The organism is Adlercreutzia muris (genome assembly GCF_008831045.1).
Taxonomy (GTDB): Bacteria; Actinomycetota; Coriobacteriia; order Coriobacteriales; family Eggerthellaceae; genus Adlercreutzia; species Adlercreutzia muris.
On sequence record NZ_WAJS01000009.1, the window covers coordinates 15,273 to 41,491 of the forward strand.

22 protein-coding genes are annotated in these 26,219 nt (G+C 68.2%); 20 read left to right on the forward strand and 2 right to left on the reverse strand.

The genetic code is table 11. The annotated features are described in order from the left end of the window. Nucleotides 1-175: 175 nt before the first annotated feature. On the reverse strand, nt 176-1,372 hold the full coding sequence (locus tag F8D48_RS03940; protein ID WP_170272716.1) for a papain-like cysteine protease family protein: 1,197 nt from the start codon (nt 1,370-1,372) through the stop codon (nt 176-178). 543 nt (nt 1,373-1,915) lie between these two features. On the opposite strand from F8D48_RS03940, the gene ilvD reads away from it, so the two are divergent. The 7 genes from ilvD to rnhA all read left to right on the forward strand — a co-directional run bounded on the left by ilvD (nt 1,916) and on the right by rnhA (nt 9,868). Continuing rightward, complete coding sequence (gene ilvD / locus F8D48_RS03945; protein WP_151430045.1) at nt 1,916-3,592, forward strand: dihydroxy-acid dehydratase; 1,677 nt, start codon at nt 1,916-1,918, stop codon at nt 3,590-3,592. Then, complete coding sequence (ilvB, locus tag F8D48_RS03950; RefSeq protein ID WP_151430046.1) at nt 3,589-5,646, forward strand: biosynthetic-type acetolactate synthase large subunit; 2,058 nt, start codon at nt 3,589-3,591, stop codon at nt 5,644-5,646. The genes ilvD and ilvB overlap by 4 nt, the downstream gene beginning before the upstream one ends. Then, nucleotides 5,643-6,125: an acetolactate synthase small subunit gene (ilvN, locus tag F8D48_RS03955; RefSeq protein WP_151430047.1), complete on the forward strand. Its 483-nt coding sequence runs from the start codon at nt 5,643-5,645 to the stop codon at nt 6,123-6,125. The genes ilvB and ilvN overlap by 4 nt, the downstream gene beginning before the upstream one ends. A 43-nt stretch (nt 6,126-6,168) precedes the next feature. Beyond that, nucleotides 6,169-7,182, forward strand: coding sequence for a ketol-acid reductoisomerase (ilvC, locus tag F8D48_RS03960; protein WP_151430048.1), 1,014 nt, complete (start codon nt 6,169-6,171; stop codon nt 7,180-7,182). 186 nt (nt 7,183-7,368) lie between these two features. After that, nucleotides 7,369-7,629, forward strand: coding sequence for a twin-arginine translocase TatA/TatE family subunit (gene tatA, locus F8D48_RS03965; protein WP_151430049.1), 261 nt, complete (start codon nt 7,369-7,371; stop codon nt 7,627-7,629). A 155-nt stretch (nt 7,630-7,784) separates the two neighbouring features. Next, nucleotides 7,785-9,293, forward strand: coding sequence for a helix-turn-helix transcriptional regulator (locus F8D48_RS03970; protein WP_240806212.1), 1,509 nt, complete (start codon nt 7,785-7,787; stop codon nt 9,291-9,293). A gap of 95 nt (nt 9,294-9,388) precedes the next feature. Next, nucleotides 9,389-9,868 carry a ribonuclease HI gene (gene rnhA / locus F8D48_RS03975; protein ID WP_151430084.1) on the forward strand — a complete coding sequence of 160 codons (480 nt, stop codon included), beginning with the start codon at nt 9,389-9,391 and terminating at the stop codon, nt 9,866-9,868. 9 nt (nt 9,869-9,877) lie between these two features. Here rnhA and F8D48_RS03980 read toward each other — a convergent pair whose 3' ends face one another. Beyond that, complete coding sequence (locus F8D48_RS03980) at nt 9,878-11,107, reverse strand: deoxyguanosinetriphosphate triphosphohydrolase family protein (RefSeq protein WP_151430051.1); 1,230 nt, start codon at nt 11,105-11,107, stop codon at nt 9,878-9,880. Between the two features lie 164 nt (nt 11,108-11,271). Between F8D48_RS03980 and dnaG the strand changes: the two genes are divergently transcribed. The 13 genes from dnaG (at nt 11,272) to F8D48_RS04045 (ending at nt 25,918) form a co-directional block, all read left to right on the forward strand. Next, nucleotides 11,272-13,146 carry a DNA primase gene (gene dnaG / locus F8D48_RS03985; RefSeq protein ID WP_151430052.1) on the forward strand — a complete coding sequence of 625 codons (1,875 nt, stop codon included), beginning with the start codon at nt 11,272-11,274 and terminating at the stop codon, nt 13,144-13,146. Nucleotides 13,147-13,295: 149 nt separating this feature from the next. Beyond that, nucleotides 13,296-13,838: a peptide deformylase gene (def, locus tag F8D48_RS03990; protein ID WP_240806213.1), complete on the forward strand. Its 543-nt coding sequence runs from the start codon at nt 13,296-13,298 to the stop codon at nt 13,836-13,838. Between the two features lies 1 nt (nt 13,839). Beyond that, nucleotides 13,840-14,775: a methionyl-tRNA formyltransferase gene (gene fmt / locus F8D48_RS03995; protein ID WP_151430053.1), complete on the forward strand. Its 936-nt coding sequence runs from the start codon at nt 13,840-13,842 to the stop codon at nt 14,773-14,775. Further along, nucleotides 14,768-16,867 (forward strand): transcription antitermination factor NusB, encoded by a 2,100-nt coding sequence (locus F8D48_RS04000; RefSeq protein WP_151430054.1) that lies wholly within the window; start codon nt 14,768-14,770, stop codon nt 16,865-16,867. Before fmt ends, F8D48_RS04000 begins: the two co-directional genes overlap by 8 nt. A gap of 700 nt (nt 16,868-17,567) precedes the next feature. Continuing rightward, entirely contained in the window at nt 17,568-18,152 is a 585-nt protein-coding gene (locus F8D48_RS04005; RefSeq protein WP_151430055.1) for a helix-turn-helix domain-containing protein, read from the forward strand. 157 nt (nt 18,153-18,309) lie between these two features. After that, nucleotides 18,310-20,100, forward strand: a complete 1,791-nt coding sequence (locus tag F8D48_RS04010) for an AMP-binding protein (protein WP_151430056.1) — start codon at nt 18,310-18,312, stop codon at nt 20,098-20,100. Further along, nucleotides 20,100-20,882: a ParA family protein gene (locus tag F8D48_RS04015; protein ID WP_240806214.1), complete on the forward strand. Its 783-nt coding sequence runs from the start codon at nt 20,100-20,102 to the stop codon at nt 20,880-20,882. Before F8D48_RS04010 ends, F8D48_RS04015 begins: the two co-directional genes overlap by 1 nt. Nucleotides 20,883-20,963: 81 nt before the next feature. After that, nucleotides 20,964-21,170 (forward strand): 4Fe-4S binding protein, encoded by a 207-nt coding sequence (locus tag F8D48_RS04020; RefSeq protein ID WP_135970422.1) that lies wholly within the window; start codon nt 20,964-20,966, stop codon nt 21,168-21,170. A gap of 4 nt (nt 21,171-21,174) precedes the next feature. Beyond that, entirely contained in the window at nt 21,175-22,245 is a 1,071-nt protein-coding gene (locus tag F8D48_RS04025; protein ID WP_151430057.1) for a 3-methyl-2-oxobutanoate dehydrogenase subunit VorB, read from the forward strand. A gap of 1 nt (nt 22,246) precedes the next feature. After that, on the forward strand, nt 22,247-23,092 hold the full coding sequence (locus F8D48_RS04030; RefSeq protein ID WP_135970440.1) for a thiamine pyrophosphate-dependent enzyme: 846 nt from the start codon (nt 22,247-22,249) through the stop codon (nt 23,090-23,092). Further along, entirely contained in the window at nt 23,092-23,625 is a 534-nt protein-coding gene (locus F8D48_RS04035; protein WP_135970420.1) for a 2-oxoacid:acceptor oxidoreductase family protein, read from the forward strand. Before F8D48_RS04030 ends, F8D48_RS04035 begins: the two co-directional genes overlap by 1 nt. Before the next feature lie 9 nt (nt 23,626-23,634). Continuing rightward, complete coding sequence (locus tag F8D48_RS04040) at nt 23,635-24,186, forward strand: helix-turn-helix domain-containing protein (RefSeq protein WP_016308904.1); 552 nt, start codon at nt 23,635-23,637, stop codon at nt 24,184-24,186. Nucleotides 24,187-24,244: 58 nt separating this feature from the next. Continuing rightward, complete coding sequence (locus tag F8D48_RS04045) at nt 24,245-25,918, forward strand: AMP-binding protein (protein WP_135970418.1); 1,674 nt, start codon at nt 24,245-24,247, stop codon at nt 25,916-25,918. Nucleotides 25,919-26,219 lie beyond the last annotated feature (301 nt).

The following is a 26,219-nucleotide window of genomic DNA, read 5'->3' on the forward strand; positions in this document are numbered from 1 at the left end:
CCGGCGCGATGCGATGTTCTCTTGCTTTCCCTACCTTAGCGCTCCCGATGATCGAAGGAAACACCCAAACCGCTCGAACCGTTGCATCTGCGCCCGCCCGCGGCCTCGAAGGGGCGCATTTTGTAGCCCAAAGGCGCCAGATCCCCCGCCGCGGAGGTGTTCCGCCCGAAAGCCGCTAGGCGGCGGACACCTCGTAGGCGGCCAGGGCAGCGCCGGTGATGTCGTCGAAGCTCCAGCTCTTCGCCGTGCGCGCCGCGCTTGCGGGGTCGTGGAGCACGATGCGGCTGTTGCCGTCGATGTCGTCGAGGACGATGAGGCTGGCCACGGGGGCGAAGGTGCCGGGCTCAGTCACGACGATGACGGGGATGTTCGAGACGATGGCCCGGCGCAGGGCGTGATCATCCACCTCGATCAGCTTCAGCGAGAGGCCGAACTCGGAGGCCGCCTCGGCGAGGAAGGTCTGCACCGTGTCGGCGCCGGCGGCCGTCAGGTCGTGGTCGGTGGCCCACTGCGCGAAGTCCGCCGGGGTCTTGGCCGTATCTCCCGTGACGGCCACATAGGCCATGGCGAAACCCGTGGGAGCGGCGCCGGCCTCGCCCAGGGTCGCCTGGCCGTAGGGAATGTCGCCCCAGGCGGCATCGGCCTGGTACAGGGAGGGTATCTCGCCGGCCTTCCACTGGCTTGCCGGGGTGCTTGTCGGCGCGGCCGTCTCGGCGGTCTCGTAGGGGGAATTGGCCGAGGCGGTGGCGGGCGCCAGGCAGAAGTAAGCCGCGAGCGCCACCAGGGTGAGCACGAGGGCCGCCCCCGCCGCCGCGACGGCGAGCGCGAGAGCGCGGTGGGCGCGCATCATGGCGGGCAGCCCCACGGAGCGCAGCTCGTCCCAGTCGGAGCGGTCGGTGACGTAGCCGCGGAAAGCGTGCCACGACGGCGCCGCCAGGGGGTATGTGCCCCGCCGGGCCCGGGTGGCGATGACGGCGTCGGCGCGAACCGCGCCGCCGTTGGGGGAGAGGGGCTCGCTCGTGGCGGGGAGCACCCGGCTGCGGTCTCGGCGCGCTGGAGCGGTCGCTGGGGTGGGGGTGAGGGCGTCTCGCACCGCGCCGACGGCCTTGCGCGCGGCGGCGAGAGGTGCGGGCGACGGCCCTGATGCTGCGAGTGGGCCCTTACTCGTTTCAGCACCGTCTGCCGATGAGGCGACCGTCGGCGCAGCCTTGGTGCCCCGGCCCTCGCGGACGGGCAGGGCCTCCTTGAGCCGGGTTGCCGCCACCGTCATCCAAGTCGATGCCCTCTTTCGGGCCTCAGCTACGGTCTCGCTGCGTCGCACCGCGGCGGGGCTCTTCCGGCGGTGCACTCTCACGGTAGTCGTCGCGGCCATGGTCCCTGTCCTCTCTCACGGCGCGGATACAGTCACTTAAGATCATACGAAATGCCCGCGCGGCATCGGTGACAACCTGTCAACCGTCACTGGGAGGAGAGGGACTTGTCGCCCGCCTGTGGCGCTGTCGTTGCCTGTTGCAGCGCACCTGTTTCCGAGCCGTTGGAAAGAAAGTTGAGTGTTTCGCCTTGCGTTGGCGCGGGGAAGGGGTATACTGCGCAGCCAAGTTCATAGCGCACATGCGTTGACGAGGACCAGTAGGGGCCAAGCCGTCTGACAGCAAGCCTGCGGAATCTGCGAGCAGGCGTCGGCCGTTCCGAACAAGCCCTCCGAGCAGTTTGGTGAGAACGACGCCCGTGCTGCCGGCTTACCGCCGGGTGCGGGTGCGCAAGTAGCACTGGACCGGCGACACCGTCATATGTCGAGGCTCTTCTGCGGCCAGGCTCGTCCTGGCGTAGGCTGACCCATCCCGGACCCGGTGCGAAAGCAGCGGGTTTTTTTGTTTGTCGGAGTGAAGTCCGGCACGGGAAGAAAGGAGAGCCAGTGGCACTGCGCAGCGACCAGATCAAGCGCGGGGCGGCCCGCGCGCCGCATCGGAGCCTGCTGAAGGCCGACGGTATCATCGACGAGGAGATGGAGCGCCCCTTCATCGCCGTCGTCAACGCGCGCAACGACATCATCCCCGGGCATACCCATCTCGATAAGATCTGCGAGGCCGTGAAGGCCGGCATCTATATGGCCGGCGGCGTGCCCTTCGAGATTTCCACCATCGGGGTGTGCGACGGCATCGCCATGAACCACGAGGGCATGCACTACTCGCTCGTGAGCCGCGAGGTCATCGCCGACTCGGTGGAATGCGCCGTGGCCGGCCACGCCTTCGACGGCATGGTGTGCATCCCCAACTGCGATAAGATCGTGCCCGGCATGATCTTAGGGGCGCTGCGGGTGAACGTGCCCACGGTGTTCGTCTCGGGTGGCCCGATGCTGCCCGGCACCGCACCCGACGGCACCGCCACCGACCTGAACACGCTCTTCGACGGGGCGGGGAAGGTGGCCGCCGGCACCATGACCGAGGAGGAGCTCGCCTACTTCGAGGACACGGCCTGCCCCACCTGCGGCAGCTGCTCGGGCATGTTCACGGCAAACTCCATGAACTGTTTGTGCGAGGCTTTGGGGGTTGCCCTCCCCGGCAACGGCACCGTGCCGGCTGTTTATTCCGAGCGCATTCGGCTGGCCAAGCGCGCCGGCATGAAGGTGATGGAGCTCGTGGGCGAGAACGTGTGCCTGAAAGACATCCTGAACGAGGCGGCCGTGCGCAACGCCATGGGATGCGACATGGCCTTCGGCGGCTCCACCAACACGGTGCTGCACCTCACGGCCATCGCGAATGCGGCGGGCTGCCCTATCACCATGGACACGTGGAATGCCGTCAGCGCCCGCACGCCGCATCTGGTGAAGCTCGCGCCGGCCGGCCCGCGCCCGCTCATCGACCTGTACCGCGTGGGAGGGGTGCCGGTGGTGCTGGCCGAGCTCGACCGGCTGGGCCTCATCGACCGGGACGCCCGCACCTGCATGGGGCCCATGGGGGACTACCTCGATTACATGCACGCCGCCTGCCCCGGTGCCGACGGCGAGGTCGTCCGCGCCCACGACGACCCCTTCTCGGCCGAGGGCGCCCTGCGGGTGCTCCACGGCAACATCGCGCCGGACGGGGCCATCGTGAAGAAGGCCGCCGTGGCCCCTTCCATGCTGTGCCACACCGGCCCGGCCCGGGTGTTCGACTCCGAGGAGGAGGCCTGCGCGGCCATCAACGGCGGGGCCATCTCTCCCGGCGACGTGGTGGTCATCCGCTACGAGGGGCCGGCCGGCGGCCCGGGCATGCGCGAGATGCTCGCGCCCACCTCGGCCATCTGCGGCCGCGGGCTCTCCGAGAGCGTGGCGCTCATCACCGACGGGCGCTTCTCGGGCGCCACCAAGGGGCCGGCCGTGGGGCACGTGAGCCCCGAGGCGGCCGCCGGCGGCCCCATCGCGCTCATCTGCGAGGGCGACTCGGTCACCGTGGACATCGAGGGCGGTCGTTTGACCCTGAACGTGGAGGCCGACGAGCTCGCCCGGCGCCGCGCCGCTTGGGTGCCGCCGGCGCCCAAGCACCACCACGGGGTGCTGGCCAAGTACGCGAAACTGGTAACTTCTGCCGACAAGGGGGCGATTATCCAATGACCGAGACCGAGAACAGGGAAGGGGCGCGGCCCGCGCGCCGCAGCGCCGCGAGCGAGGGCGCATGCCGCGGCTTGGGAAGCCGCACGGCCAAGCAGGGCACCTCCATGCTCGGGGCCGAGGCAGTGGTGGCGAGCCTGGAGGCCGAAGGCGTCACGACGGTGTTCGGGTACCCGGGTGGCCAGGCCATCAAGCTCTACGACGCCCTCTACGGCTCCGAGCAGATCACCCATGTGCTCGCCCGCCACGAGCAGGGGGCCGTGCACATGGCCGACGGCTATGCGCGGGCCACGGGGCGGCCGGGCGTGGTGATGGTCACCTCGGGCCCGGGCGCCACCAACACCGTCACGGGCATCGCCACGGCCTACATGGACTCGGTGCCGCTCGTCGTCATTACCGGCCAGGTGGGACGCGGGGTCATCGGCACCGACTCGTTTCAGGAGTCCGACATCGTGGGCATCACCATGCCCGTGGTGAAGCACTCCTACCTGCTGCAGTCCACCGACGAGCTCACGCGCACCATCCGCGAGGCCTTCCACATCGCCGTCACCGGGCGCCCCGGCCCGGTGCTCATCGACATCCCGAGCGATATGGCCGGCGAGGAGATGATCTTCGAGTACCCCGACGAGGTGAACCTGCCCTCCTACAAGCCCACCTACCGCGGCAACGCCAAGCAGATCCGCACGGCCTGCCGCCTTCTGGAAGAGGCCGAGCAGCCGCTTTTGTACGTGGGCGGCGGCGTCGTCTCCTCGGGAGCCACCGAGGAGCTTACGGCCCTCATGGACGCCATGCAGGTGCCCGCGGTGGTCACCCTCATGGGCAAGGGCGGCGTGCCGGCGAGCCATCCGCTGAACCTGGGGCCGGTGGGCATGCACGGGGCGAAGTACTCGAACATGGCCATGACCGAGGCCGACCTCATCATCGCGGCGGGGGCTCGCTTCTCCGATCGCGTCACCGGGCGCGTGTCCGAGTTCGCCCCCAACGCCAAGATCGTGCACATCGACATCGACCCGGCCGAGATCGGCAAGATCCGCGATGCTGACGTGCCCATCGTGGGAGACTTGAAGGGCGTGCTCGCGGGCATGCTGGAGTGCCTGGCCAAGGCTGGCGCTGCCCCGCGCGACGACCAGTGGGTGGCCGACATCGCCGCCTGGCGGGAGCGCTACCCGTTCTACCATCCCAACATGGCGGTGAACGAGGAAGAGGACGAGATCGTGCCCGAGCTGGTCATCGCCGAGCTCGGGCGCCAGCTGGACCCGGACGCCTCCATCGTCACCACCGAGGTGGGCCAGCACCAGATGTGGGCCCACCAGTTCCTGCACCGCGAGCGGCCGCGCACCTTTCTGTCCTCCGGCGGCCTGGGCACCATGGGCTTCGGCTTCCCGGCGGCCATCGGGGCCGCGGTGGCGCGCCCGGAGGCCACGGTGGTCTGCATCGCCGGCGACGGGTCGTTCCAGATGAACTCCCAGGAGATGGCCACCGCCGCCATCAACGGCGTTCCCGTGAAGGTGATGATCCTCGACAACCGCTGCCTGGGCATGGTGCACCAGTGGCAGAAGCTGTTCTACGGCCGCCGCTACTCCCAGACGCTTTTGGCGCCGGTGCCCGATTTCGTGAAGCTGGCGGAGGCCTACGGCTGGGAGGGCGAGCGCGTGGAGGCGCCCGGCGAGGTGGTCGGGGCCATCGCCCGCATGCTGGCCGCGCCGGGCCCCTACCTCTTGGACGTGGCCATCTCGCCCGAGCAGAACGTGTATCCCATGGTGGCCCCGGGGGCGGCCCTCGACAACGTCATGGGCGCCATCGACGTGGCCGTGGGGGCCGTGCGTACCGATGTGCCCGCCGCTTCTGGATCCCCGCGGGCCCGCATGGCCGATGCGCCAGCCGGGGCCACGTCGCCGTGCGCGAAGATCGACGCCCAGTTCGGCGGCCGATGGGAGGTCGACCCGCAGGACACCGGCGCGCGCTTGGGCCAGGACGGCTCCACGGTGGACGTGCGCCCCGAAGACTGGAAGACCCTCTTCCGCGCCGGCGACGAGGGAAAGGAGGACCGGCGATGAAGCACATCCTGTCTGTTCTGGTGGAGAACCGCCCCGGCGTGCTCTCCCGCGTGACCGGCCTCATCTCCCGGCGCGGCTTCAACATCGAGTCGCTGTCGGTGGGACCTACCGAGGATGCCACCATGTCGCGCGTCACCGCCATCGTCATGGCCGACGATGTGGCCTTTGAGCAGATCACCAAGCAGCTGCACAAGCTCATCAGCGTCCACAAGATCACCGATCTCACCGACGAGGGGGCCATCGAGCGCGAGCTGGCGCTGTTCAAGGTGAGCGCGCCTCCCGAGCGAAGAAGCGAGGTCATCGAGATCGCCAACATCTTCCGCGCGAAGATCGTGGACGTGGGACGTGCGACGCTCACCGTGGAGGCCACCGGCGACGACGCGAAGCTCACGGGTCTGGAGGATCTGTTCCGTGCCTACGGCATCAAGGAGATCGTCCGCACCGGCAAGATCGCCCTGTCGCGCTCGAGCCACGACTAGCTTCTATTTACCGAACATCAGCCAACGACGAGAAAGGAAACCCATGGCTGTCACCATCTACTACGAACAGGACTGCAACCCCGAGGTTATCAAGGATAAGAAGATCGCCGTCATCGGCTACGGATCCCAGGGCCACGCCCATGCGCTGAACCTGAGGGATTCCGGCTGCGACGTGCGCGTGGGCCTGCGCGAGGGCTCGGCGTCCCGGGCTGCGGCCGAGGAGGCGGGCCTGCGTGTGTGCGACATGGCCACGGCCGCCGAGGAGGCCGACCTCATCATGATCCTCGTGCCCGATGAGCTGCAGCCGGCCGTCTACGAAAAGTTCATCGCCCCGCACCTGAAACCCGGCGACACGCTCGCCTTCGCCCACGGCTTCAATGTGCACTACGGCTATATCACCCCGCCCGAGGATGTGGACGTCATCATGTGCGCGCCGAAGGGCCCCGGCCACATCGTGCGCCGCCAGTACACCCAGGGCTTTGGCGTGCCGGACCTCGTCTGCGTGGCCCAGGACGCCTCGGGCACCGCTTGGGACGCGGCTCTCTCCTACGCCTGGGGCGTGGGCGGGGCGCGCTCCGGCATCATCAAGTGCACCTTCGCCCAGGAGACCGAGGAGGACCTCTTCGGCGAGCAGGCGGTGCTCTGCGGCGGTCTCGTGGAACTGGTGAAGGCCGGCTTCGAGACGCTCGTGGAGGCGGGCTACCCGCCCGAGCTCGCCTACTTCGAGTGCTACCACGAGATGAAGATGATCGTGGACCTTATGTACGAGCGCGGCATCCACTTCATGAACTACTCCATCTCCAACACCGCCGAGTACGGCGAGTACTACGCCGGCCCCAAGGTCATCAACGACGAGAGCCGCGAGGCCATGCGCGAGATTCTGGCTCGCATCCAGGACGGTTCCTTCGCCCGCGAGTTCGTCGCCGACTACGAGAAGGGAAGTCCCTGGCTCCACGAGCAGCGCGAGGCCATCAATGGCCACGAGATCGAGAAGACCGGCGAGCGCATTCGCTCCATGTTCTCGTGGGATAAGGAATGCAACGGCCCGAACAGGTAAAACTTCCTTTGTCACATAAAGACGTGACGGGGAATTTCTCGGATCGCGTGACAAAATCACGGGTCTGCGTGATAGGCGGCGGCGTAGGGACGAGGCATAGTGGACGCCATCGAAGCGCAAGCAACTCGGCGCGTCCGTGAGTACCATCGGCGGGCGCGCCCCTCACCTCGAGAAGGAGAATGCCTCATGAAGATCCTCGGAATGGGCGTGCCCGAACTTGTTATCATCCTCGTTGTCGTGCTGCTCATCTTCGGCCCGAAGAACCTGCCCAAGCTCGGTGCCTCCCTCGGCAAGACGGTCAAGAGCCTGCGCGAGGGCATGGCCTTCGACAAGAAGGACGACGAAGAGGAAGAGGTCGTCGAGATCGTCGAGGACGAGCCCGCCCCCGCCGCGGCCGGCGCCCCGACCACCGCGGTCAAGAAGGTCGTCAAGAAGAAGGCCGAGTAACTTCCCTTTGTGAACCGACCCTGTTGCTCTCGGGCGCGGGGCGTTCAACCCTCCCTCCCAAGCGAAGCGGCGTCTGCCTTTTGGCAAGCGCCGCTTCGCTTCGTTATGGGGTACAATGGATGGCTGGTAATGAACGACGGTTGAGAGGGGGGCTCGTGGGCTATCCGGCACCGCCGCAGCTGCGGCAGGCGCGATGCGCCATCATCGGCTTCGGCTGCAACCAGGCCTTCCTCTTCACAATGCTGTATCTGGACGGCTCGGTAGCCGGGCCCGAGCACGGGTTTTTGGCCGATCGCGCCGACCTGCTCTGCCTGCTCGCCGTGATGGCAGCCACGTTCGCCCTCATGCTGCACCGCCGGTGCCGCTCGGCGCTGTTGCGGGCCGGCGACGGGCTCGCGAATCTGTTTGCCGCCCCGCTCGTGCTGGCCCTCTTGGCCCTCGTGGCGCTGCGAGCGTTGCTGCCCGAGGCGCCGTGGGTCGGATTCGCCCTGATGGAGGGTCTGCTCGTGGGGGTGCCCCTGGCGCTGCTGCTGTGCCTGTGGGGCCGTGCCCTGGGGGCGGTGCCCATCGACCGATCGGTGCCCGAGGTGTTCATCGGCAGCGCTTTGGGGGCGGCCGTCTGCTTTTTGGTGGTGGCGCTGCCTGTGGCCGAGGCCGCGCTTTTGCTGTACGCCCTGCCCCTGGGGAGCGCCTGGGGGCTGCGGGCCCTGGCGGCCACGGCCGACGGCGGCGCTGCAGATGGGGGAGCGGGCGGGGAAGGCGCCGCCGCTGCCGCTTCGGCCCCGAGCGCTTCCGATGCCCCTGATGACGACGCCTCGAAGCTGTCGGGCCGCATCCTGGCGGGCACCGTGGTGTTCGGCCTGGCCACCGGTGCCATCGAGGCCATGACGGCCCGGGCCCAGGCGGCCTCCCACACCTCGCTCTCCGTCACCTTCGTCCTGTTCGTGCTCTACTGCGTGGCGGCTCTGCAGCTCTACGGCGGCCGCCCGCTGTCGCTCGGCACCCGTGCGGTGCTGCCGACCGGATCTAGCCAGGAAACGGGCCCGCTCGGCGGTGCCTACCGCTTGGCTGTGCTGCTCATGGTGGGCGGCTTCATTGCCGTGCCGCTTCTGGAGCGCGTGGGCGTGGCCGGCGTGGCCGTGGTGCTGGCAGGGTACCTCGGCGTGTTCTCGGTGCTCGTGTCGCTGTTCCTCATCATGGGGCGCATCGCCGGCCGCGATGCCACCGCCTCCATCGCCCGGGGCTTCGCGGCCCTGTTCGCCGGCGAGATCCTCGGTGTGCTGGCCGGTGCCGGGGCCCTGGCGGCCTTCGGCGGGGCGGGCTCGGCGCCGGTCCTGGTCACGCTAGCCGGGGTGGCGGCGCTCTATGCCTATCTGTTCCTGTTCACCGACCGCGATCTGGCGGCCCTGTCAGTGGTGGTGTCCAAGAGCGACCGCTTCGGCGAGGCCTGCGCCCGCATCGCCGCCTCCGCCAAGCTGTCCAAGCGCGAGGCGGAGATATTGCCTCTCGCCCTGCGGGGCCGCACGGCCGAGCGCATCGCCGGGGAATTCTTCATCTCGAAGAACACCGTGGACACCCACCTGCGCCGCATCTATGCCAAGTGCGGCGTGCACACCCGCCAGGAGCTCATCGATCTGGGCGAGCGCACGGAAGGAGAGCTGTAGCCATGGCCGATCAGACGGGTTTCAGCTTCAACGAGTTCGCCGAGGCTGGCCGCGTGGGCGACGGTCGCCGCGCGGCGCGAGAGGGAAAGGACGTCATGGACGTAACCTTGTATTCCGATGGAAGCTCCCGCGGCAATCCGGGTCCGGGCGGCTACGGCACCATCCTGCGCTACCGGGCCCCCTCGGGAGCCGTGCACGAGAAGGAGTTCTCCGAGGGTTTCTCCTGCACCACCAACAACCGCATGGAGCTGCTCGGCTGCATCGTGGGCCTGGAGGCCCTGCGCCGTCCCTGCACCGTGACGGTGTACTCCGACTCCCAGTACCTCGTGAACGCCTTCAACCAGAACTGGGTGGCCGGCTGGCTCAAGCGGGGCTGGAAGAACGCGAGCAAACAGCCCGTGAAGAACGTGGACCTGTGGAAGCGACTGCTGGCGGCCAAGGAACCCCATACCGTGAAGTTCGTGTGGGTGAAGGGCCATGCGGGCCACGCCGAGAACGAGCGCTGCGATGCCCTGGCCACCGCCGCCGCCGACAACCCCACCTGCCATCGGGTGGATGTGGGGTTTGAAAAATAACCGTCAGTCTCAAACGAGATCGGCGCAGTAGCCGCGGGTCCGGATGGTGCGGGGGCTTTGCGGGAAGAGGTGCTCGTAGATGGCCATGAAGTAGCTGTCGGTCATGCTCGCCATGTAGTCCGCGACGATCTGGTTGGCCTCGCCGGCCAGGTACTCCTCGGCCACGATGGAACGGGAGGTGGCGGCCAGGCGCGCCGCGTGGTGGCGGAAGATGGGAGAATCCTCGCGCCCGGCCGTCAGGTCGGCCATAAGTCGGTCGTACATCTCCTCGAACATCTCCTCCACGAGGTTCTCGGTGTCGTCCACCATGCCCTCTTTCAAATAGATGACCTCGTAGTTCTGCCGCTTCGCCCGCTTCAGGTCAGCGAAGACCTCCTCGCTCATGGCGATCTCGCCGCGGCCATAGGAGTTGTTCACGATGTCCACGGTGAGGTTGTTGATGATCTTGGCGTTGGTGGTGCCGATGACGTCGGAGTCGAAGACGTCTGCGGAATCGATGACCCCCATGGCCAGGGCGTCCTGGCGGTCCTTGCCGATGTAGGCGATCATGTCCGACACGCGCACCACGCAGCCCTCCAGGGTGGAGGGGCGCAGGGTCTTGATGACCGTCTCGTCGGCGTTGCAGGCCTCCACGAGGGCGTCCAGGTCGGCGAAAGAGCCGCAGGTGCCGCGGACAAGGCGCTGCTGGGCGAACTCGCCGTTGTGACAGAGCACGCCGTCCAGGGTCTGGAGGGAGACGTTGCGGCGGTACAGGGCATCGAGCACCCGCACCGAGTGGACGTTGTGGTTGAAGTAGCGCCCGGTGCGGCGGTGGTAGCAGGCCGAGAGGAAGCGCTCGCCGGCGTGGCCGAAGGGGGTGTGGCCCACATCGTGGCCGAGCGCGATGGCCTCGATGAGGTCGCAGTTCAGGCCGAGCAGGCCGCCGATGCCCCGGGCGATGCGGCTCACGAGCTGCACGTGGAGCCCGCGGCGGCTGATCTCGTCGTTCTCGGTGAACGAGAACACCTGGGTCTTGTCGGCGTAGCGGTTGTAGGCCGGGATGTTCAGCACCTTCTCGATGTCGCGCACGAAGGCGGGGCGGGTGAGGGTTGCGGCATCGTGGGGGAGGTCGCGTCGGCGCACCACTGCCTCGTCGGGGAAGCGCCAGGGGGATACCGCCCCGGTGGCGCGGTCCTCGCGGATGGCCGCTTCCACAAGGGGGTCCAGGGTCAGATAGGGAGTGGCATTCGTCGCTGTCACGGTCGCTCGCTTTCTCGTCGCTGATTTCGGCCTATTGTAGGCTCTGAAACATTTGTTTGCGGCGACGGTGCTATACTTCACAGGAAAAAGAGCAGCGGGACGGTGCGCGCGGGGCCCGGCAGGGCCTCGGCGCGGGCGTCCCCGAGAAACGGGAAGGGCGGGCCGTGGCGGGCATTAGCGACGAGGACATTCAGAAGGTGCGCGACGCCAGCGACGTGGTGGCCGTCATCGGGGAGCGGGTGCCCGTGAAGCAGCGCGGCCGCGACTTCTGGTGCTGCTGTCCCCTGCACCAGGAGAAGACCCCCTCGTTCAAGATCGACCCATCCACCCAGTTGTGGCACTGCTTCGGCTGCGGCGAGGGGGGCGACGTGTTCTCCTTCATCATGAAGACCGAGGATCTGAGCTTCCCCGAGGCCGTGCGCCGCCTGGCCGAGCGGGCCCACATCGACATCGTGGAGACGGGCGGCCGCGGCTCCATTCCGGCGAGCCGCAAGGCGCGCCTGAAGGAGGTGTGCGCCCGTACGGCGGAGTTCTACCACACCCAGCTCATGCGCGGACGCGGCCCCGAGGCCGACGCGGCCCGGGCCTACCTGGGCGGCCGAGGCTTTGGAGGCAAGGTGCCCGACACCTGGTGCCTCGGCTTCGCCCCGGGTCGCGGCGCCCTGGTGCGCCACCTGTCGTCGCTGGGCTTTACGGGGGAGGACCTGGTGGCCGCCAACGTGGCGGTGGAGCGGGGCGGGCAGCTGCGCGACCGCTTCTACAATCGGGTGATGTTCCCCATCTTCGATGTGGCCGGCGACTGCATCGCCTTCGGGGGCCGCGTTATCGGCTCCGGCGAGCCGAAGTACCTGAACTCCGGGGAGACGCCCCTGTTCCACAAGTCCCAGGTGCTCTACGGCCTCGACCACGCCAAGGGGGCCATGACCGCCACGGGCACCGCCATCGTGGTGGAGGGCTACACTGACGTCATCGCCCTGTCCGAGGCCGGCATCGCCAATGTGGTGGCCACCCTGGGCACCGCGCTGACCATGCGCCACATCCGGGTGCTCTCGCGCCACGCCTCCAAGCGCATCGTCTACCTGTTCGACGGCGATGCCGCCGGGCAAAAGGCCGCCGATCGGGCCCTGGCGTTCATCGACAGGTCCATGACGCCCGAGGCGGGGCGCTCCCAGGTGGAGCTCGTGGCCGTGACGCTGCCGGACAATTTGGATCCGGCGGAGTTCGTGCAGGCCCGGGGCGCCGATGCCCTGCGGGCGCTGCTCGACGACGCCATGCCCCTGTTGGAGTACGGCATCGAGCGGCGCCTGGCCGGGTTCAACTTGGACGCGCCGGCCGAGCGGGACCGGGCCCTTCGGGAGTGCCTGGGGCTTCTGGCCCCCATCAAGGAGTCGCTCGTGGCCAAGGACTACGCCGTGCGCATCTGGTCGACGCTGCGGGCCCACGGCCGCCTCGGCATCGAGGAGAGCGACGTGCTGAACTTGCTGGCAGCCCTGGAGCCGTCCCGCGGCGCCGAGCGCGAGGGCGGCCCCGGCGCCGCCGCGGGGACGCCGCCCTCGGCCGCTCCGCGCCGGGCGCTCTCCCGGGCCGAGCTCAACCGCTTGCGCTTCGAGAGGGAGTTCCTGAGCCTGGCGGCCCAGAACCCTCTCGTGGGGCTCGCCCACGCCGACGCTCTGGCCCAGATCCAGTGGCGGGAGGACGTGCACCGGGTGCTGGCCGAATCCATCCTGGCCACCTTGGCCGAGAACCCCGCCGCCTCTCCGGCCGATGTGGTGGCCCGGGCCACAGTGGCCACGCCCCATGCGGGCCGCGTGCTCACGGGCGGCACCAGCCAGGCGGGGGAGCCGGCGGCCGTGGGGGCCTATCTGGCTGAGGAGCTGGCCCTGGACGATGCCGAGGAGGCCATCGGCTCGCTCACGGCCCAGCTGAACGCCGGGGTGTCAGCCGAGGAGGCCGAGCTGCTCCACGCCGCGGTCACCACGTTGCAGATGGACGTGGCAGCCCGACGGCTCGCCCACCGCACCCTGCCCTCGGCTCCCTAGGGCGCCGTCGGGCGTTCCTCGGCTTCCGTAGATTTCGCGGGCGCTCTGGACGGCGCAGGCGCGGAGGTTCACAATAAGTTAGTTAACCCATGCCCGCGCGGCGGGCCGGCATTGCTCGGCCCGCCGCGCGGAAGAGAAAAGGAACTGCTGTGCTGCCCATCGTCATCGCCCCCGATCCGCTGCTCGCCACCGTGTGCGAGCCGTGCGATTTGTCCGACAAATCCCTCAAGCGCCTCTCCAAGCAGATGGCCCACGCCATGTACAAGAACTACGGCTGCGGTATCGCCGCGCCCCAGGTGGGCATTACCAAGCGCCTTGTTGTCATCGATGTGGACTGGGACGGCGAGAAGGGGGAGAAGAACCCCATCGTGCTCGTAAACCCCGAGATCGTGGAGCTCGCCGGCGAACCGGAGGAGGGCGGCGAGGGCTGCCTGTCGTGCCCCGGCGTCACCGTGCCGGTGAAGCGTCAGCCCTGGGCGCGCGTGCAGTACTACGATCTGGACGGCGAGCTGTGGGAGATCGAGGGCGACGGCCTGCTCGGTCGCTGCCTGCAGCACGAGATCGATCACTTGAACGGCCGCACCCTCTTCGAGAGCTGCGATCCGGTGACCCGCATCGAGGCGCTGCGGGCCTACGACGAGGCCAAGGCCGCCGGCGCGCGACCCGGCGACACCGACATCGAGGTGAAGTAGGGTGCGCGTCGTCTACATGGGCACGCCGACCTTCGCCGCCGCCATCCTGGAGCAGCTCATTCCCCACCATGAGGTGGTGGCCGTCTACACCCGTCCCGATGCCGTGCGCGGCCGGGGCAGTGCGCCGGTGGCCTCTCCCGTGAAGGAGGTGGCCCTGACCGCCGGCATTCCCGTGCGCACCCCCCGCACTCTGCGGGACGCCTCCGAGCAGGCGGCCCTGGCCGCGCTTGCCCCCGACGTCATCTGCGTGGCCGCCTACGGGGCCATCCTGCCGCCGGAGGTGCTGGCCATCCCGGCCCACGGCTGTCTGAACGTCCACGGTTCCCTTCTGCCTCGCTGGCGCGGGGCGGCCCCCATCGAGCGGGCCATCCTGGCCGGCGATGAGGAGGTGGGCGTGTGCATCATGGCCATGGAGGAGGGGCTCGACACCGGCGACTACTGCGTGTGCCGCTCCATTCCCGCGGCTGGGGCCACGACGGAAAGCCTCACGGCCGACCTGGCCGATCTGGGGGCGAGCGCGCTTCTGGCGGCGCTGACCCAGGTGGAGGCCGGGCGCGTGGCCTGGGTGGCCCAGGACGAGGCCGCAGTCACCTACGCGGAGAAGATCGCGAAGGGGGAGCTGAACCTTGATCCTGCCGAGGACGCCGTGACGAACGATCGCCGCGTGCGGGCTTCGAGCGCGGCCCATCCGGCCCGCTGCATTCTGGGGGCGCGGGCGGCCACGGTGCTACGCGCCCGGGTGGCCGACGACGCCCCGGTTGCCCTGGTCCCCGGCCAGGCCATGCTCGCCGACAAGCGCCTGTACCTCGGCTGCATCGAGGGCATCCTGGAAGTAATCGAAGTGAAACCGGACGGGAAGCGCGCCATGGAGGCGCGCGCTTTCGCCGCCGGCGTCCCCGCACTGCGGGGCGAGGAAGGAACTTGGTCCCGTGCATAACGACAATCACTCTCAGAATCAGCGCCGCTCTTCCGACCGGCCGTCCTCGGACGGCCATCGCGGGGCCCGCTCTGGCGGCCCGGGCGGCAACGGCTATCGGGGCCGCGACGACCGCGGCCCGCGCGAGGACCATGGGGGTCGTGGAGGCGACCGCTCCCGTGACGACCGCGGTCCGCGCAAGGATTTCGGATCCCGGGACGGCCAGGGCGGCCGTAATGGGAAACCCGGCGGCTTCCGCAAGGGCGGCAAGCCTGGTGGATACCAGGGCGGCAAGTCCGGGGGGTACCGCAAGGACGACCGCGGGCCTCGCGGCGGCAAGTCCTTCGAGCGGAAGCGCGGCGAGGGCGACCGCTCCCAGGGCGATGGCGACGAGCGCCGGGATTTCCGCGAGCCCCGCAAGGACTTCCGTGATCGCGGCGACGGCCCGCGCGGGCCGCGCCGAGACTTCTCGGACCGCCGTGAGAGCGGCCCTCGCGATGATCGCGGGCCCCGCAAGGACTTCCACCCTCGGGACGATCAGCCCCGCGGCCCACGGCGCGACAGCCGCGGCAGTGGTCATCCGCGCGAGGTGTTCGTGGATGGCAAGCTCATGGCCGCCCCCGATCAGGGTGATGGGCGCGACCGGGGTCGCGGACGCGACTTCGGCGGCCGCGGCGATCGCCCGCGGGACGGCCGGCCCCCGCGCCGCGACGACGGCGCTCGGGCCAAGCGGCCGAACAGCCACCATGCCACCTCGGCCCGGGAGCTGGCTCTCTCGGCCCTGCATCAGCTGCGGGAGCGCGATGCCTTCGCCCAGGATATCATCGCCAAGACCATTGACAAATCGAGGCTGTCTCGGGAGGACCGCGCCTTCGCCACGCGCCTTGTGCTGGGCGTGACGAGCACCCGCGGCACCCTGGAAGACGTCATCGACGGTTGCATGGACTCGCCCGATGATGCCGCTCCGGCCGTGCGCGACGCCCTGGCCCTTTCGGCCTACGAGATCATCTTCCTGCAGAAGAGCCCGCACGCGGCTGTGGACCAGGGCGTGGAGCTCGTGAAGACGGTGGCCCCGCGGGCCGGCGGCCTGGCCAACGCCGTGCTGCGCCGCGTGGTGCGGGCCAAGGAGCATTTCCCCTTCGGCGACCCGCGCACCGACATCGCCGCCTACGCCCGCCTCCACGGGTTCCCCGTATGGCTCGCCGAGCGGCTCATCGCCGAGCTGGGTCCCGAGGGTGCCCGCGACTTCATGGTGGCCTCCAACGAGCCCGCTCCGGTGTTCGTCTCGGTCAACGCCGTGAAGGCCTCTGAGGACGAGGTGGTCTCCGTGCTGGCCGCGGCCCACGGCGATCCGACCCCGGTGACGGTGGCCGGCCGCCCCGTTCCCGGCTGTTACCGGGTGTCATCCGGTGTGCCCCTGCTCGACGGGCGCGTGCGCCGCATGTTCAGCCAGGGGCTGCTGCTCGTCTCCGACGCCACGTCCCAGGCCGTGGCGAGCCTCGTGGTGGGCGATGAGGCCCCCGCTTCCTTCCTGGAGATCGGGGCCGGCCGCGCCACGAAGACCATTCTCGACCAGAGCTGCGCCTACCGCCGCTTCGGCAGGCAGATCAGCGACTACGTGACCGTGGACGTGCACGCCTTCAAGACCCGGCTCCTCCAGGAGCGCGCCGAGCTGTACGGCGTCACGGTGACCGAGCCCATCATCGGCGATGCCACCGACCTGGACGCGCTGGTGGGCGAGCGCACCTTCGACCGTGTGTTCATTGACGCGCCCTGCTCCGGCCTGGGCACCCTGCGCCGCCACGCCGACATCCGCTGGCGCCTGCGACCCGAGACCATCGACGAGTCGGCCGACCTGGATGCGCACCTACTCGCCAGCGCCGCGGCCCACGTGGCTCCCGGCGGCATCCTGGCCTACGCCACCTGCACCATCACCCATGAGGAGAACGCCGACGCCGTGGATCAGTTCCTCGCCACGGAGCCCGGCTCCGCCTTCGAGGTGATTCCCTACGAGAACCCCGAGCTCGGCGTCGAGCGCCCCTTCTTCTCCATCCCCCTGGAGCCCGGCGGTCCCGACGCCCACTTCTTGGCCCTTCTGAGGAAGAAGGCCTGAGGATTTCTCAGCTACGGTCTCAAGGCGGCCACCCCGAAGGGTGGCCGCCTTTGCGATGCGGTTCCACCGGGAGCTCCCGGCTTCTCGGCGGCTTCTCTTCCAAGATGAAAAGCGGAAAATGCGACAAATTAACCAATCGGGCGACATTTGACGGATCGAAGTAAGCCTATGTGCGACAAATAAGACGATTGGGCGACATTTCGCGGCATGTGATGTCGCCCAATCGGTTGATTTGTCGCATTTTCTACCCCCGAGTTAGGGCAGCGGCACCCCGCCCGACCGCAGGGCCCCCTCTCTCAGGCCAGGGTGGAGGCGCTTCGCCCTGGCCGGAGGGCCCTCCTGGCCAGAGCAGTGCCTCCCGGATCGGGCAGCGGCATTCGCGATTGGGTTGGAGAAGGAGCCTCAGAGGGCTGCGCGGCGGTTGCTCGTTCTGCGTGCGGACGGTCGGCGGCGCGGTTTTCGCCTGGGACATCCGGGAGCCCTGCGGAGTGGTTGCCCTTGCTTTTCGACGGCGCCTATGGCGCGGGGCCCTTCAGGGGCCTTTCGCTCGCGGCCAACCATTGGGGCGATGGCGGGTTGGCGGCAAAAACTATGGGGTTGGTCACCGATGTTTTAACGGATTTGAAACGTTGACCGTCTCGGTGTCAGTACAATAGCAAGCCACATCATTCCCTATGTCCGGAAAAGGAGGTCGCAGGTCGTGGAGCCGAACATCAAAGAGGTGGCGGGGCGCATCCGCGCTCTGCGCGAGGACATGGACCTCACCATGCAGGAGATGGCCGAGGCCACGGGCCGCAGTGTGGCCGAGTACGCTGCCCAGGAAGCGGGCGAGGAGGATCTCTCCTTCACCTTCCTGTACAAGTGCGCCGAGAAGTTCGGCGTGGACGTCATCGAGCTGCTCACCGGCGAGAACCCCCATCTGACGGGCTATTCGCTCACCCGCGCCGGCACTGGCCTTTCCATCAAGCGCCGCGCGGGCTTCGAGTACCTGCACAAGGCACCGCACTTCCGCCACAAGCTGGCCGAGCCCTTCGTGGTGACGGCGCCGTATCTGGAAGAGCAGCAGAACGTGCCGGTGCATCTGTCGCGCCACGAGGGCCAGGAGCTCGACTTCATCATCTCCGGCCAGATGCGCTTCGCCTACGAGGACCACGAGGAGATTCTGAACCCCGGCGACGTGGTCATGTACGACTCCGGCCGCGGCCACGGCATGGTGGCCACCGGAGGCGCGCCCTGTGTGTTTCTCGCCATCGTGATGAAGCCCGGCGACGAGAAGATTATCTAGGCGGCCCGGCTCGCCGCGGTGCACTCCGCGGCCCTGGCGTCGCCCGACTCCATGAGAGGCACCTTCGGGCGCCGCGACTCCGCAGCCCGGCCGCAAGGGCCCTTGCCGCGGAGTCGCCCCTGATCTTTTCGCCCCCGACTTCACCTGAGGAACTATCATGCGCAATATCAACGAACGCTACATCACCGAGGCCTATGACGAGAACGGCCTGCTCACCCAGTTCGACGTGGACGTGCCCGCCGACTTCAACTTCGCCTACGATGTGGTGGACGACATCGCCGAGCACGATCCCGACCGCACCGCCATGGTGTGGTGCAACCCGGAAGGGGAGGAGCACGTCTTCACCTTCGCCGATATGAAGCACTGGTCCGACAAGACGGCCAACTTCTTCGCGGAATGCGGCATCGGGCGGGGCGACTTCGTCATGGTCATCTTGCGGCGCCACTACCAGTTCTGGTTCACCATGCTGGCTCTGGAAAAGCTGGGGGCCGTGGCGGTGCCCGCCACCTTCATGCTGAAGGAGCACGATCTGACCTACCGTTTGAACGGGGCCGATATCAAGGCCGTGGTGTGCACGAGCGCCGGCGACATCGCCGATGTGGTTGACGCCGTGGTCGCCGAGTGCCCCAGCGTGGAATCGCTCATTCTGGTGAACCCTGCCGGCGCGGGGCTGACGCCCCAGAACGCCGATGGAAGCTGGGCGCTGCCCGAAAACGAGCCCGCCGGCCCGGCCCTCTCGGGCCCTGAGGGCATCTGCGCGGCACCTGCGGCCCGCGAAGGCTGGCGCGACTTCAACAGCGAGGTACGCGCCGCCAGCGCCGACTTCGCCCGGCGCGAGACGGCCGCGGCCGATCCCATGCTCATGTACTTCTCCAGCGGCACCACGGGCAACCCCAAGATGGTGCTGCATAATTCCGGCTACGCCGTGGCCCACCTCATCACGGCCAAGCACTGGCACAACGTGAACCCCGAGGGCCTGCACTTCACCATCGCCGACACCGGCTGGGGCAAGGCCGTATGGGGCAAGTTCTTCGGCCAGTGGCTCATGGAGGCCGCCGTGCTCACCTACGACTTCGACCGCTTCGATGCCGCCGACATCCTGGGGCTCATCGGCCGCTTCGGGGTGACCACCCTGTGCTGCCCGCCCACCATGTACCGGCTCATGACCGAAGTGGATATGGACGCTTTCGACCTGTCCAGCCTGGAGTACTCCACCACGGCTGGCGAGGCGCTGAACCCCGATCTGTTCGACTTCTGGCGCGAGCACACGGGGCTGACCATCTATGAGGGCTTCGGCCAGACCGAGACGCCGCTCACCGTGGCGAACCTGACGAACTCCACGCCGCGGCCCGGCTCCATGGGCAAGCCCGTGCCCCTGTACCAGATGGCCATCCTGCGCGGCGACGGCACCGAGTGCGACACCGGCGAGACCGGCGAGATCTGCATCCATGTGGATCCGCATCCGGCGGGCATCATGATGGAATACTACCGCAACCCCGAAAAGACCGCCGAGGCCATGGACGGCACCTGGTACCACACCGGCGATACCGCCTGGCGCGACGAGGAGGGCAACTACTGGTACGTGGGTCGCAACGACGACGTCATCAAGTCGAGCGGGTACCGCATCGGCCCCTTCGAGATCGAGAGCGTGCTTCTGGAGCACGAGGCCGTGCGCGAGTGCGCCGTCACCGGCGTGCCCGACCCGGTGCGCGGCTTCGCGGTGAAGGCCACCGTGGTGCTGGCCGACGGATGGAAGGGCTCCGACGCCCTGACCCAGGAGCTGCAGAAGTGGGTGAAGCGCCAGACGGCCCCCTACAAGTACCCGCGCATCATCGAGTACGTGGACGATCTGCCCCGCACCGTGAACGGGAAGATCCGCCGCGCCGCTATCCGCGAGGCCGACCAGACCCACCGCGCGTCGGAGAAGACCCCCGAGGGGCTGATCTGATGGGCGCCCCGTCCGACCCCGCGGCCGCGGGCGCGGCCATGCCCTTCGACCTGGCACCGGTCACGGTGGTGGTGGGGCACTACGGGGCGGGCAAGACCACCTTCGCCCTGAACCTGGCTCTGGACGCCGCCGCGGCCGGCTGCGCGGTCACCCTGGCCGACATGGACGTGGTGAACCCCTATTTCCGCTCGAGCGAGTACGCCGAGCTTCTGGAAGGGCGCGGAGTGCGGCTCATCGCCCCGGTGTTCGCCCGGGCCGGCACGTCCTTGGACGTGCCGTCGCTCACCGGCGAGGTGGTGCCCGCCATCCAGGCCGCCTACGCCTGGCAGCGGGCCAGCGACGGCGGCGAGCGTCTCGCGGCCCCGCGGCCCGTGGTCATCGTGGACGCCGGCGGCGATGATGTGGGCGCCACGGCCCTGGCCCGGTTCGCTGCGGCCCTGGCGGCCGGCCCCGGGGAGGTGCTTTACGTGGCCAACGCCTATCGCAACCTGACCCGCAAGGCCGCCGAGGCCGTGGCGGTGCTGCGCGAGATCGAGGCGAGGGCCTCGGTGCCGGTGACGGCCGTGGTTGGCAACTCCCACCTGCAGGGGGAGACCACCGTGGCCCTTGTGCGGGACGCGGTCCCGTTTGCCCAGGCCGTGGCCGAGGGCGCCGGGGTTCCGCTGCGGTGCGTTACGGTGCCAAAGTCGGCCATTCAACGGGAAAGCGACGGGCGCGGGGCCCTGGCGGGACTACCCGATGTCTATCCTGTGGAGGTGTACGTATCGCCGCCCTGGTCTTGAGGGCTCCGGGCGTAGGAGAGATTGAAGGGAAGCCGCGCGGCCCCAGGGCCGATGCGGCGAGGACAGTGCAAGGAGGTTTCCATGGCGCGCGTTACCATCGACGACCACTTCTGCAAGGGCTGCGGCCTGTGCGTGGACGTCTGCCCCACGGCCATTCTGGAACTGGATGAGGCCGTCATCACGGCCAAGGGCTATCATCCGGCCCATTGCATCGATCAGGAGAAGTGCACGGGTTGCTGCTCGTGCGCGACGATGTGCCCCGATGTGGCCATCACGGTGGAAAGGTAGGCTCATGGCGCAGAAAGTACTCATGAAGGGTAACGAGGCCATGGCCGAGGCGGCCATGCGGGCCGGTTGCCGTCACTTCTTCGGCTATCCCATCACGCCCCAGACCGAGGTGGCCGCCTACATGGCGAAGATGATGCCGAAGGTGGGGGGCACCTATCTGCAGGCCGAGTCCGAGGTGGCGGCCATCAACATGGTCTACGGCGCCTCGGCGGCCGGCGCCCGGGTGATGACCTCCTCGTCGAGCCCGGGCATCTCGCTCAAGAGCGAGGGGATCTCCTACATGGCCGGCGCCGATCTGCCCGGCGTCATCATCAACGTGCAGCGCGGCGGCCCGGGCCTCGGCGGCATCCAGCCCTCCCAGGCCGACTACTGGCAGGCCACAAAGGCCACGGGCCATGGCGACTTCCAGATCGTCGTGTTCGCCCCCTCTACGGTGCAGGAGATGGCCGACTACGCCTTCGAGGCCTTCGATGTGGCCGACCGCTACCGCGTGCCGGTGATGATCCTGGCCGACGGCATGCTCGGCCAGATGATGGAGCCCGTGGTGCTGCCCGAGGCCATCGACCCGGCCACGCTGCCGGCCAAGCCCTGGGCCACGGACGGCCACGGCCACGCCCGGCCCCACAACGTGGCGAACTCCCTGTACCTGACCGCTGCGGCCCTGGAGGACCTCAACCGCGAGCGCTACGAGCGCTACGACGCCATCAAGGCCGCCGAGCAGCGGGCCGAGTGCTACCGCACCGAAGATGCCGATATCGTGCTCGTGGCCTTCGGCGGGGCGGCCCGTGTGGCCCGCAGCGCCGTGAACGCCGCCCGGGAGCGCGGCATCAAGGCGGGCCTCGTGCGCCCCATCACCCTGTGGCCCTTCCCCGAGGACGCCCTGGCCGAGGCCTTGGGCCGCGGGAAGGCGGCGCTGGTGGTGGAGATGAACATGGGCCAGATGGTGGAGGACGTGCGCCTCGTGGCGAACGGGACCGTGCCCGTGGAGTTCTACGGGCGCACCGGCGGCGTAATTCCCGCGCCGGAGGAGGTTCTGGCCGCGGTGGAGGCCCTGAACGGAAAGGTCGGTGAATAGCATGGCGCAGGACGAGCGCGAGATGAAGGTGGTCTACGAGCGCCCCCATGCGCTGTTGCCCGTGGTGACCAACTACTGCCCGGGCTGCCCCCACGGCATTGTGGAGCGCCTTGTGGCCGAGACCATGGACGAGCTGGACATCGAGGGGAAGACCATCGGCGTGGCGCCGGTGGGCTGCTCGGTGATGGCCTATGATTTCTTCGGCTGCGACATGATCGAGGCGGCCCACGGCCGGGCCCCGGCGGTGGCCACGGGCGTGAAGCGCGTGCACCCGGACAAGATCGTCTTCGCCTACCAGGGCGACGGGGATTTGGCCTCCATCGGCATGGCCGAGACTATCCACGCGGCCACCCGCGGCGAGCATATCGTCGTCATCTTCATCAACAATGCCATCTACGGCATGACCGGCGGCCAGATGGCCCCCACGTCCCTGCCGAACCAGGTGACTCAGACGAGCCCCTACGGCCGCGATGTGGCCACGGCCGGCAATCCCATCCGCGTGAGCGAGCTGTTGGCCACCCTCGACGGGCCGGCCTACATCGAGCGCGTCAGCGTGGACAGCCCCAAGAACGTGCGCAAAGCCAAGAAGGCCATCAAGCGGGCCTTCCAGAACCAGGTGGATGGCGTGGGCTACTCCTTCGTCGAAGTGATCTCCACCTGCCCCACCAACTGGGGCATGACCCCGCAGGCCGCCTTCGAGTGGATGCGGGAGAACATGCTGCCGTACTACCCGCTCGGCGTGTACCGCGACGTGGTGGCCGACGGCTTCGCCGACGCTGCCGAGGCCGCGGCCGCCCGCAACGCCGCGTGTCCCATCGCCCACCCGGAGAAGAAGGGGGAGAACTAATGAGCCGCGAGCTTCAATGCGTCATCGCCGGCTTCGGCGGCCAGGGGTCGCTTTTTGCCGGCAAGGTCATCGCCACGGCCGGCCTCATCGAGGATCGCGAGGTGTCCTGGATGCCCTCCTACGGCCCCGAGATGCGCGGCGGCACGGCGAACTGCTCCGTCACCCTGGCCGACGAGCCCATCGGTAGCCCCCTCGTGCTGCATCCCAACGCCCTCATCGCCCTGAACCAACCCTCCTTCGACAAGTTTCTGCCCACGGTGGATGCGGGCGGTATCGTCGTGGCCGACACGGCCATGGTGCCCGAGCTGCGCGAGGTGCCGGGCGTGACCGTTGTCGGCATTCCCGCCGCGAAGCTCTGCGAGGAGGCCGGCATCAAGGGCCTGGGCAACATCGTGCTCATCGGCAAGCTGTGGGCTGAGTTCCCCTTCTGCGGGCGGAAGGCCCTGGAAGGGGCGCTGGCCCAGGTGGCCGGCAAGAAGCCCGCGATGCTGGAGAAGAACAAGATCGCCCTCGAGCTGGGCATGAAGGCATAGGAGAGTGTCATGGAAGAGAACCTGAAAGAACTCGGCATGCGCGTCCAGGGCCTGCGCGAGGCCTGCGACGTGTCGCGCCACACCATGGCCCAGGAGCTGGGCGTGGACATCGACACCTACCGCGCCTGGGAGGAGACCGGGGTGGACATCCCCATCTCGGCCATCTACCACATGGCCACGAAGTTCAACGTCGATCTCGCCGAGATCCTCACGGGCACGGCGCCGAAGCTCGACACCTACCATGTGGTGCGCAACGGCGAGGGAATCGACGTGGACCGCTTCCCGGGTTACCAGTACGAGGATCTGGCCTGGCGCTACGCCCGCAAGATCATGCAGCCCCTGCGCGTGGTGCTCGATCCGGCCGACGACGACGCCGAGCTAGTGAGCCATGGCGGCCAGGAGTTCAACTACGTGGTAGATGGCTCCATCACGCTCGTGTTCCAGGATCGCGAGATCGTGCTGAACGCCGGCGACTCCATCTACTTCAACCCGAACTACCCCCACGGCCAGCGCTGCAACGGCGATGCGCCGGCCACCTTCATCACCATCATCGCCGAGTAGTCTTACCCCGGAAGAGCAGCGCGGACGACCGCAGGAGAACAGAGAGAAGCAATCAACCATGGATCATGTTCTGAAGAAATACTGCCCCCGTATCGAGTTCGACTCCTACGAGGACTTCGCGGAGAACTTCCGTATCGAGGTTCCCGAGGCCTTCAACTTCGGCTTCGACGTCGTGGACGAGTGGGCCCGCGTGGAGCCCGACAAGCGCGCGCTTCTGTGGTGCAACGATGCCGGCGAGGAGCGCACCTTCACTTTCACCGATATCAAGCGCCTCTCGAATCAGGCCGCCAACGCCTTCGCCGACATGGGCATCGGCAAGGGCGATGTAGTGATGTGCATCCTGCGGCGGCGCTGGGAGTACTGGGTGTGCGCGGTGGCCCTGTGCAAGCTGGGCGCCACCATCATCCCCGCGTCCCTGCAGCTTACCCGTAAGGACGTGGTGTACCGGGCTAACAGCGCCGACGTGCGCGCCATCGTGGCGGTGAACGACGATTACGTGTGCACCCAGGTGGAACAGGCCATGCCCGACTGCCCCACGGTGCGCGAGAAGTTCATCGTGGACGGCAGCCGCGAGGGCTGGGTCGACTTCGACGACCTCATCGCCGGGTTCCCCGACACCTTCGAGCGGCCGACCGGCGAGGCGGCCGTCACCTCCAAGGACATCATGCTCATGTACTTCACGAGCGGCACCACGGGCAACCCCAAGGCCGTCGAGCACAACTTCGCCCACCCGCTCGGCCACATCATCACGGCGAAGTACTGGCAGCAGGTGCGCGAGGACAAGCTGCACATGTCGGTGACCGACTCGGGCTGGGCCAAGTTCGGCTGGGGCAAGATCTACGGCCAGTGGATCTGCGGCGCGACCATCTTCGCCTACGACATGGACAAGTTCGTGCCCGCCAAGCTGCTGCAGAAGATCCAGGACTACAAGCTCACCACCTTCTGCGCGCCGCCCACCATGTACCGCTTCATGCTCCAGGAGGACGTGGCCGCCTACGATCTGTCCAGCGTGGAGAACTTCGCCACGGCCGGCGAGCCTTTGAACGCCGAGGTGACCATCCAGTGGGAGCGTCTTACAGGCAAGAAGATCCGCGAGGGCTTCGGCCAGACCGAAGGGCCGGTGCTCCTGGCCACCTTCCCGTGGGTGGAGCCGCGCCCCGGTTCCATGGGCAAGCCCTCTCCGCTTCTGAACGTGAGGCTGCTGGACGACGAGGGCCGCGAGGTGGAGGACGGCGAGGAGGGCGCCATCTGCGTGACGGGCCTGAAGGAGGCCTATCCGCCGGGCCTGTTCGTCGGCTACTACGGCAACCCCGAGAAGACCGCCGAGGCCGTGGGCGGGGAGTACTACAACCTCCACGACATGGCCTGGCGCGACTCGGACGGCTACTGCTTCTTCGTGGGCCGCAACGACGATGTCATCAAGTGCTCCGGCTACCGCATCGGCCCCTTCGAGGTGGAAAGCGCGCTCGTGGAGCATCCGGCGGTGGTGGAATGCGCCGTCACGGCCGCGCCCGATCCCATCCGCGGCAAGGTGGTGAAGGCCACGGTGGTGCTGGCCCGGGGCTACGAGGGCACCGATGCGCTCACCCGCGAGCTGCAGGAGCACGTGAAGAAGACCACGGCGCCCTACAAGTACCCGCGCATCATCGAGTACGTCGACGAGCTGCCCAAGACCATCGGCGGCAAGATCAAGCGCAAGCTCATCCGCACCAACGACGGCATCGAGGAATAGTCGCGTCGCGGGCTGCGGTCGGTATTTGGCAACGAACGGTTGAAGAGGGCGCCTTGCGGGGCGCCCTTGCCATAATCGGGCGCTTATCGGCAAAAATAGCCTGAAACGGCGTTGTCAAGAAGGAGGGATTTCGGGTATTATGAGCGATGAAGCGAAACCCCCAGGGTCGATGACGCTGTGCGCGTGGCGAGCCGTGTGTCCTCATTCCTCGAGGTTCTGATCAGCTGGGGAGGGCAGATCTGCTCGCTTCGCACGAGGGAGGCGCATCCGCGCCTCGAAATCCCCAACTGGAAGGATGGAG

What these genes read in the sequence shown, in the direction of transcription:
- F8D48_RS04030 (WP_135970440.1), top strand. Translation starts at nt 22,247, where the DNA reads ATGGCGCAGGACGAGCGCGAGATGAAGGTGGTCTACGAGCGCCCCCAT.
- ilvN (WP_151430047.1), top strand. Translation starts at nt 5,643, where the DNA reads ATGAAGCACATCCTGTCTGTTCTGGTGGAGAACCGCCCCGGCGTGCTC.
- F8D48_RS04025 (WP_151430057.1), top strand. Translation starts at nt 21,175, where the DNA reads ATGGCGCAGAAAGTACTCATGAAGGGTAACGAGGCCATGGCCGAGGCG.
- ilvC (WP_151430048.1), top strand. Translation starts at nt 6,169, where the DNA reads ATGGCTGTCACCATCTACTACGAACAGGACTGCAACCCCGAGGTTATC.
- ilvB (WP_151430046.1), top strand. Translation starts at nt 3,589, where the DNA reads ATGACCGAGACCGAGAACAGGGAAGGGGCGCGGCCCGCGCGCCGCAGC.
- F8D48_RS03940 (WP_170272716.1), bottom strand. Translation starts at nt 1,372, where the DNA reads ATGGCCGCGACGACTACCGTGAGAGTGCACCGCCGGAAGAGCCCCGCC.
- F8D48_RS04045 (WP_135970418.1), top strand. Translation starts at nt 24,245, where the DNA reads ATGGATCATGTTCTGAAGAAATACTGCCCCCGTATCGAGTTCGACTCC.
- F8D48_RS04040 (WP_016308904.1), top strand. Translation starts at nt 23,635, where the DNA reads ATGGAAGAGAACCTGAAAGAACTCGGCATGCGCGTCCAGGGCCTGCGC.
- F8D48_RS04020 (WP_135970422.1), top strand. Translation starts at nt 20,964, where the DNA reads ATGGCGCGCGTTACCATCGACGACCACTTCTGCAAGGGCTGCGGCCTG.
- tatA (WP_151430049.1), top strand. Translation starts at nt 7,369, where the DNA reads ATGAAGATCCTCGGAATGGGCGTGCCCGAACTTGTTATCATCCTCGTT.
- F8D48_RS04010 (WP_151430056.1), top strand. Translation starts at nt 18,310, where the DNA reads ATGCGCAATATCAACGAACGCTACATCACCGAGGCCTATGACGAGAAC.
- rnhA (WP_151430084.1), top strand. Translation starts at nt 9,389, where the DNA reads ATGGACGTAACCTTGTATTCCGATGGAAGCTCCCGCGGCAATCCGGGT.
- F8D48_RS04015 (WP_240806214.1), top strand. Translation starts at nt 20,100, where the DNA reads ATGGGCGCCCCGTCCGACCCCGCGGCCGCGGGCGCGGCCATGCCCTTC.
- F8D48_RS04035 (WP_135970420.1), top strand. Translation starts at nt 23,092, where the DNA reads ATGAGCCGCGAGCTTCAATGCGTCATCGCCGGCTTCGGCGGCCAGGGG.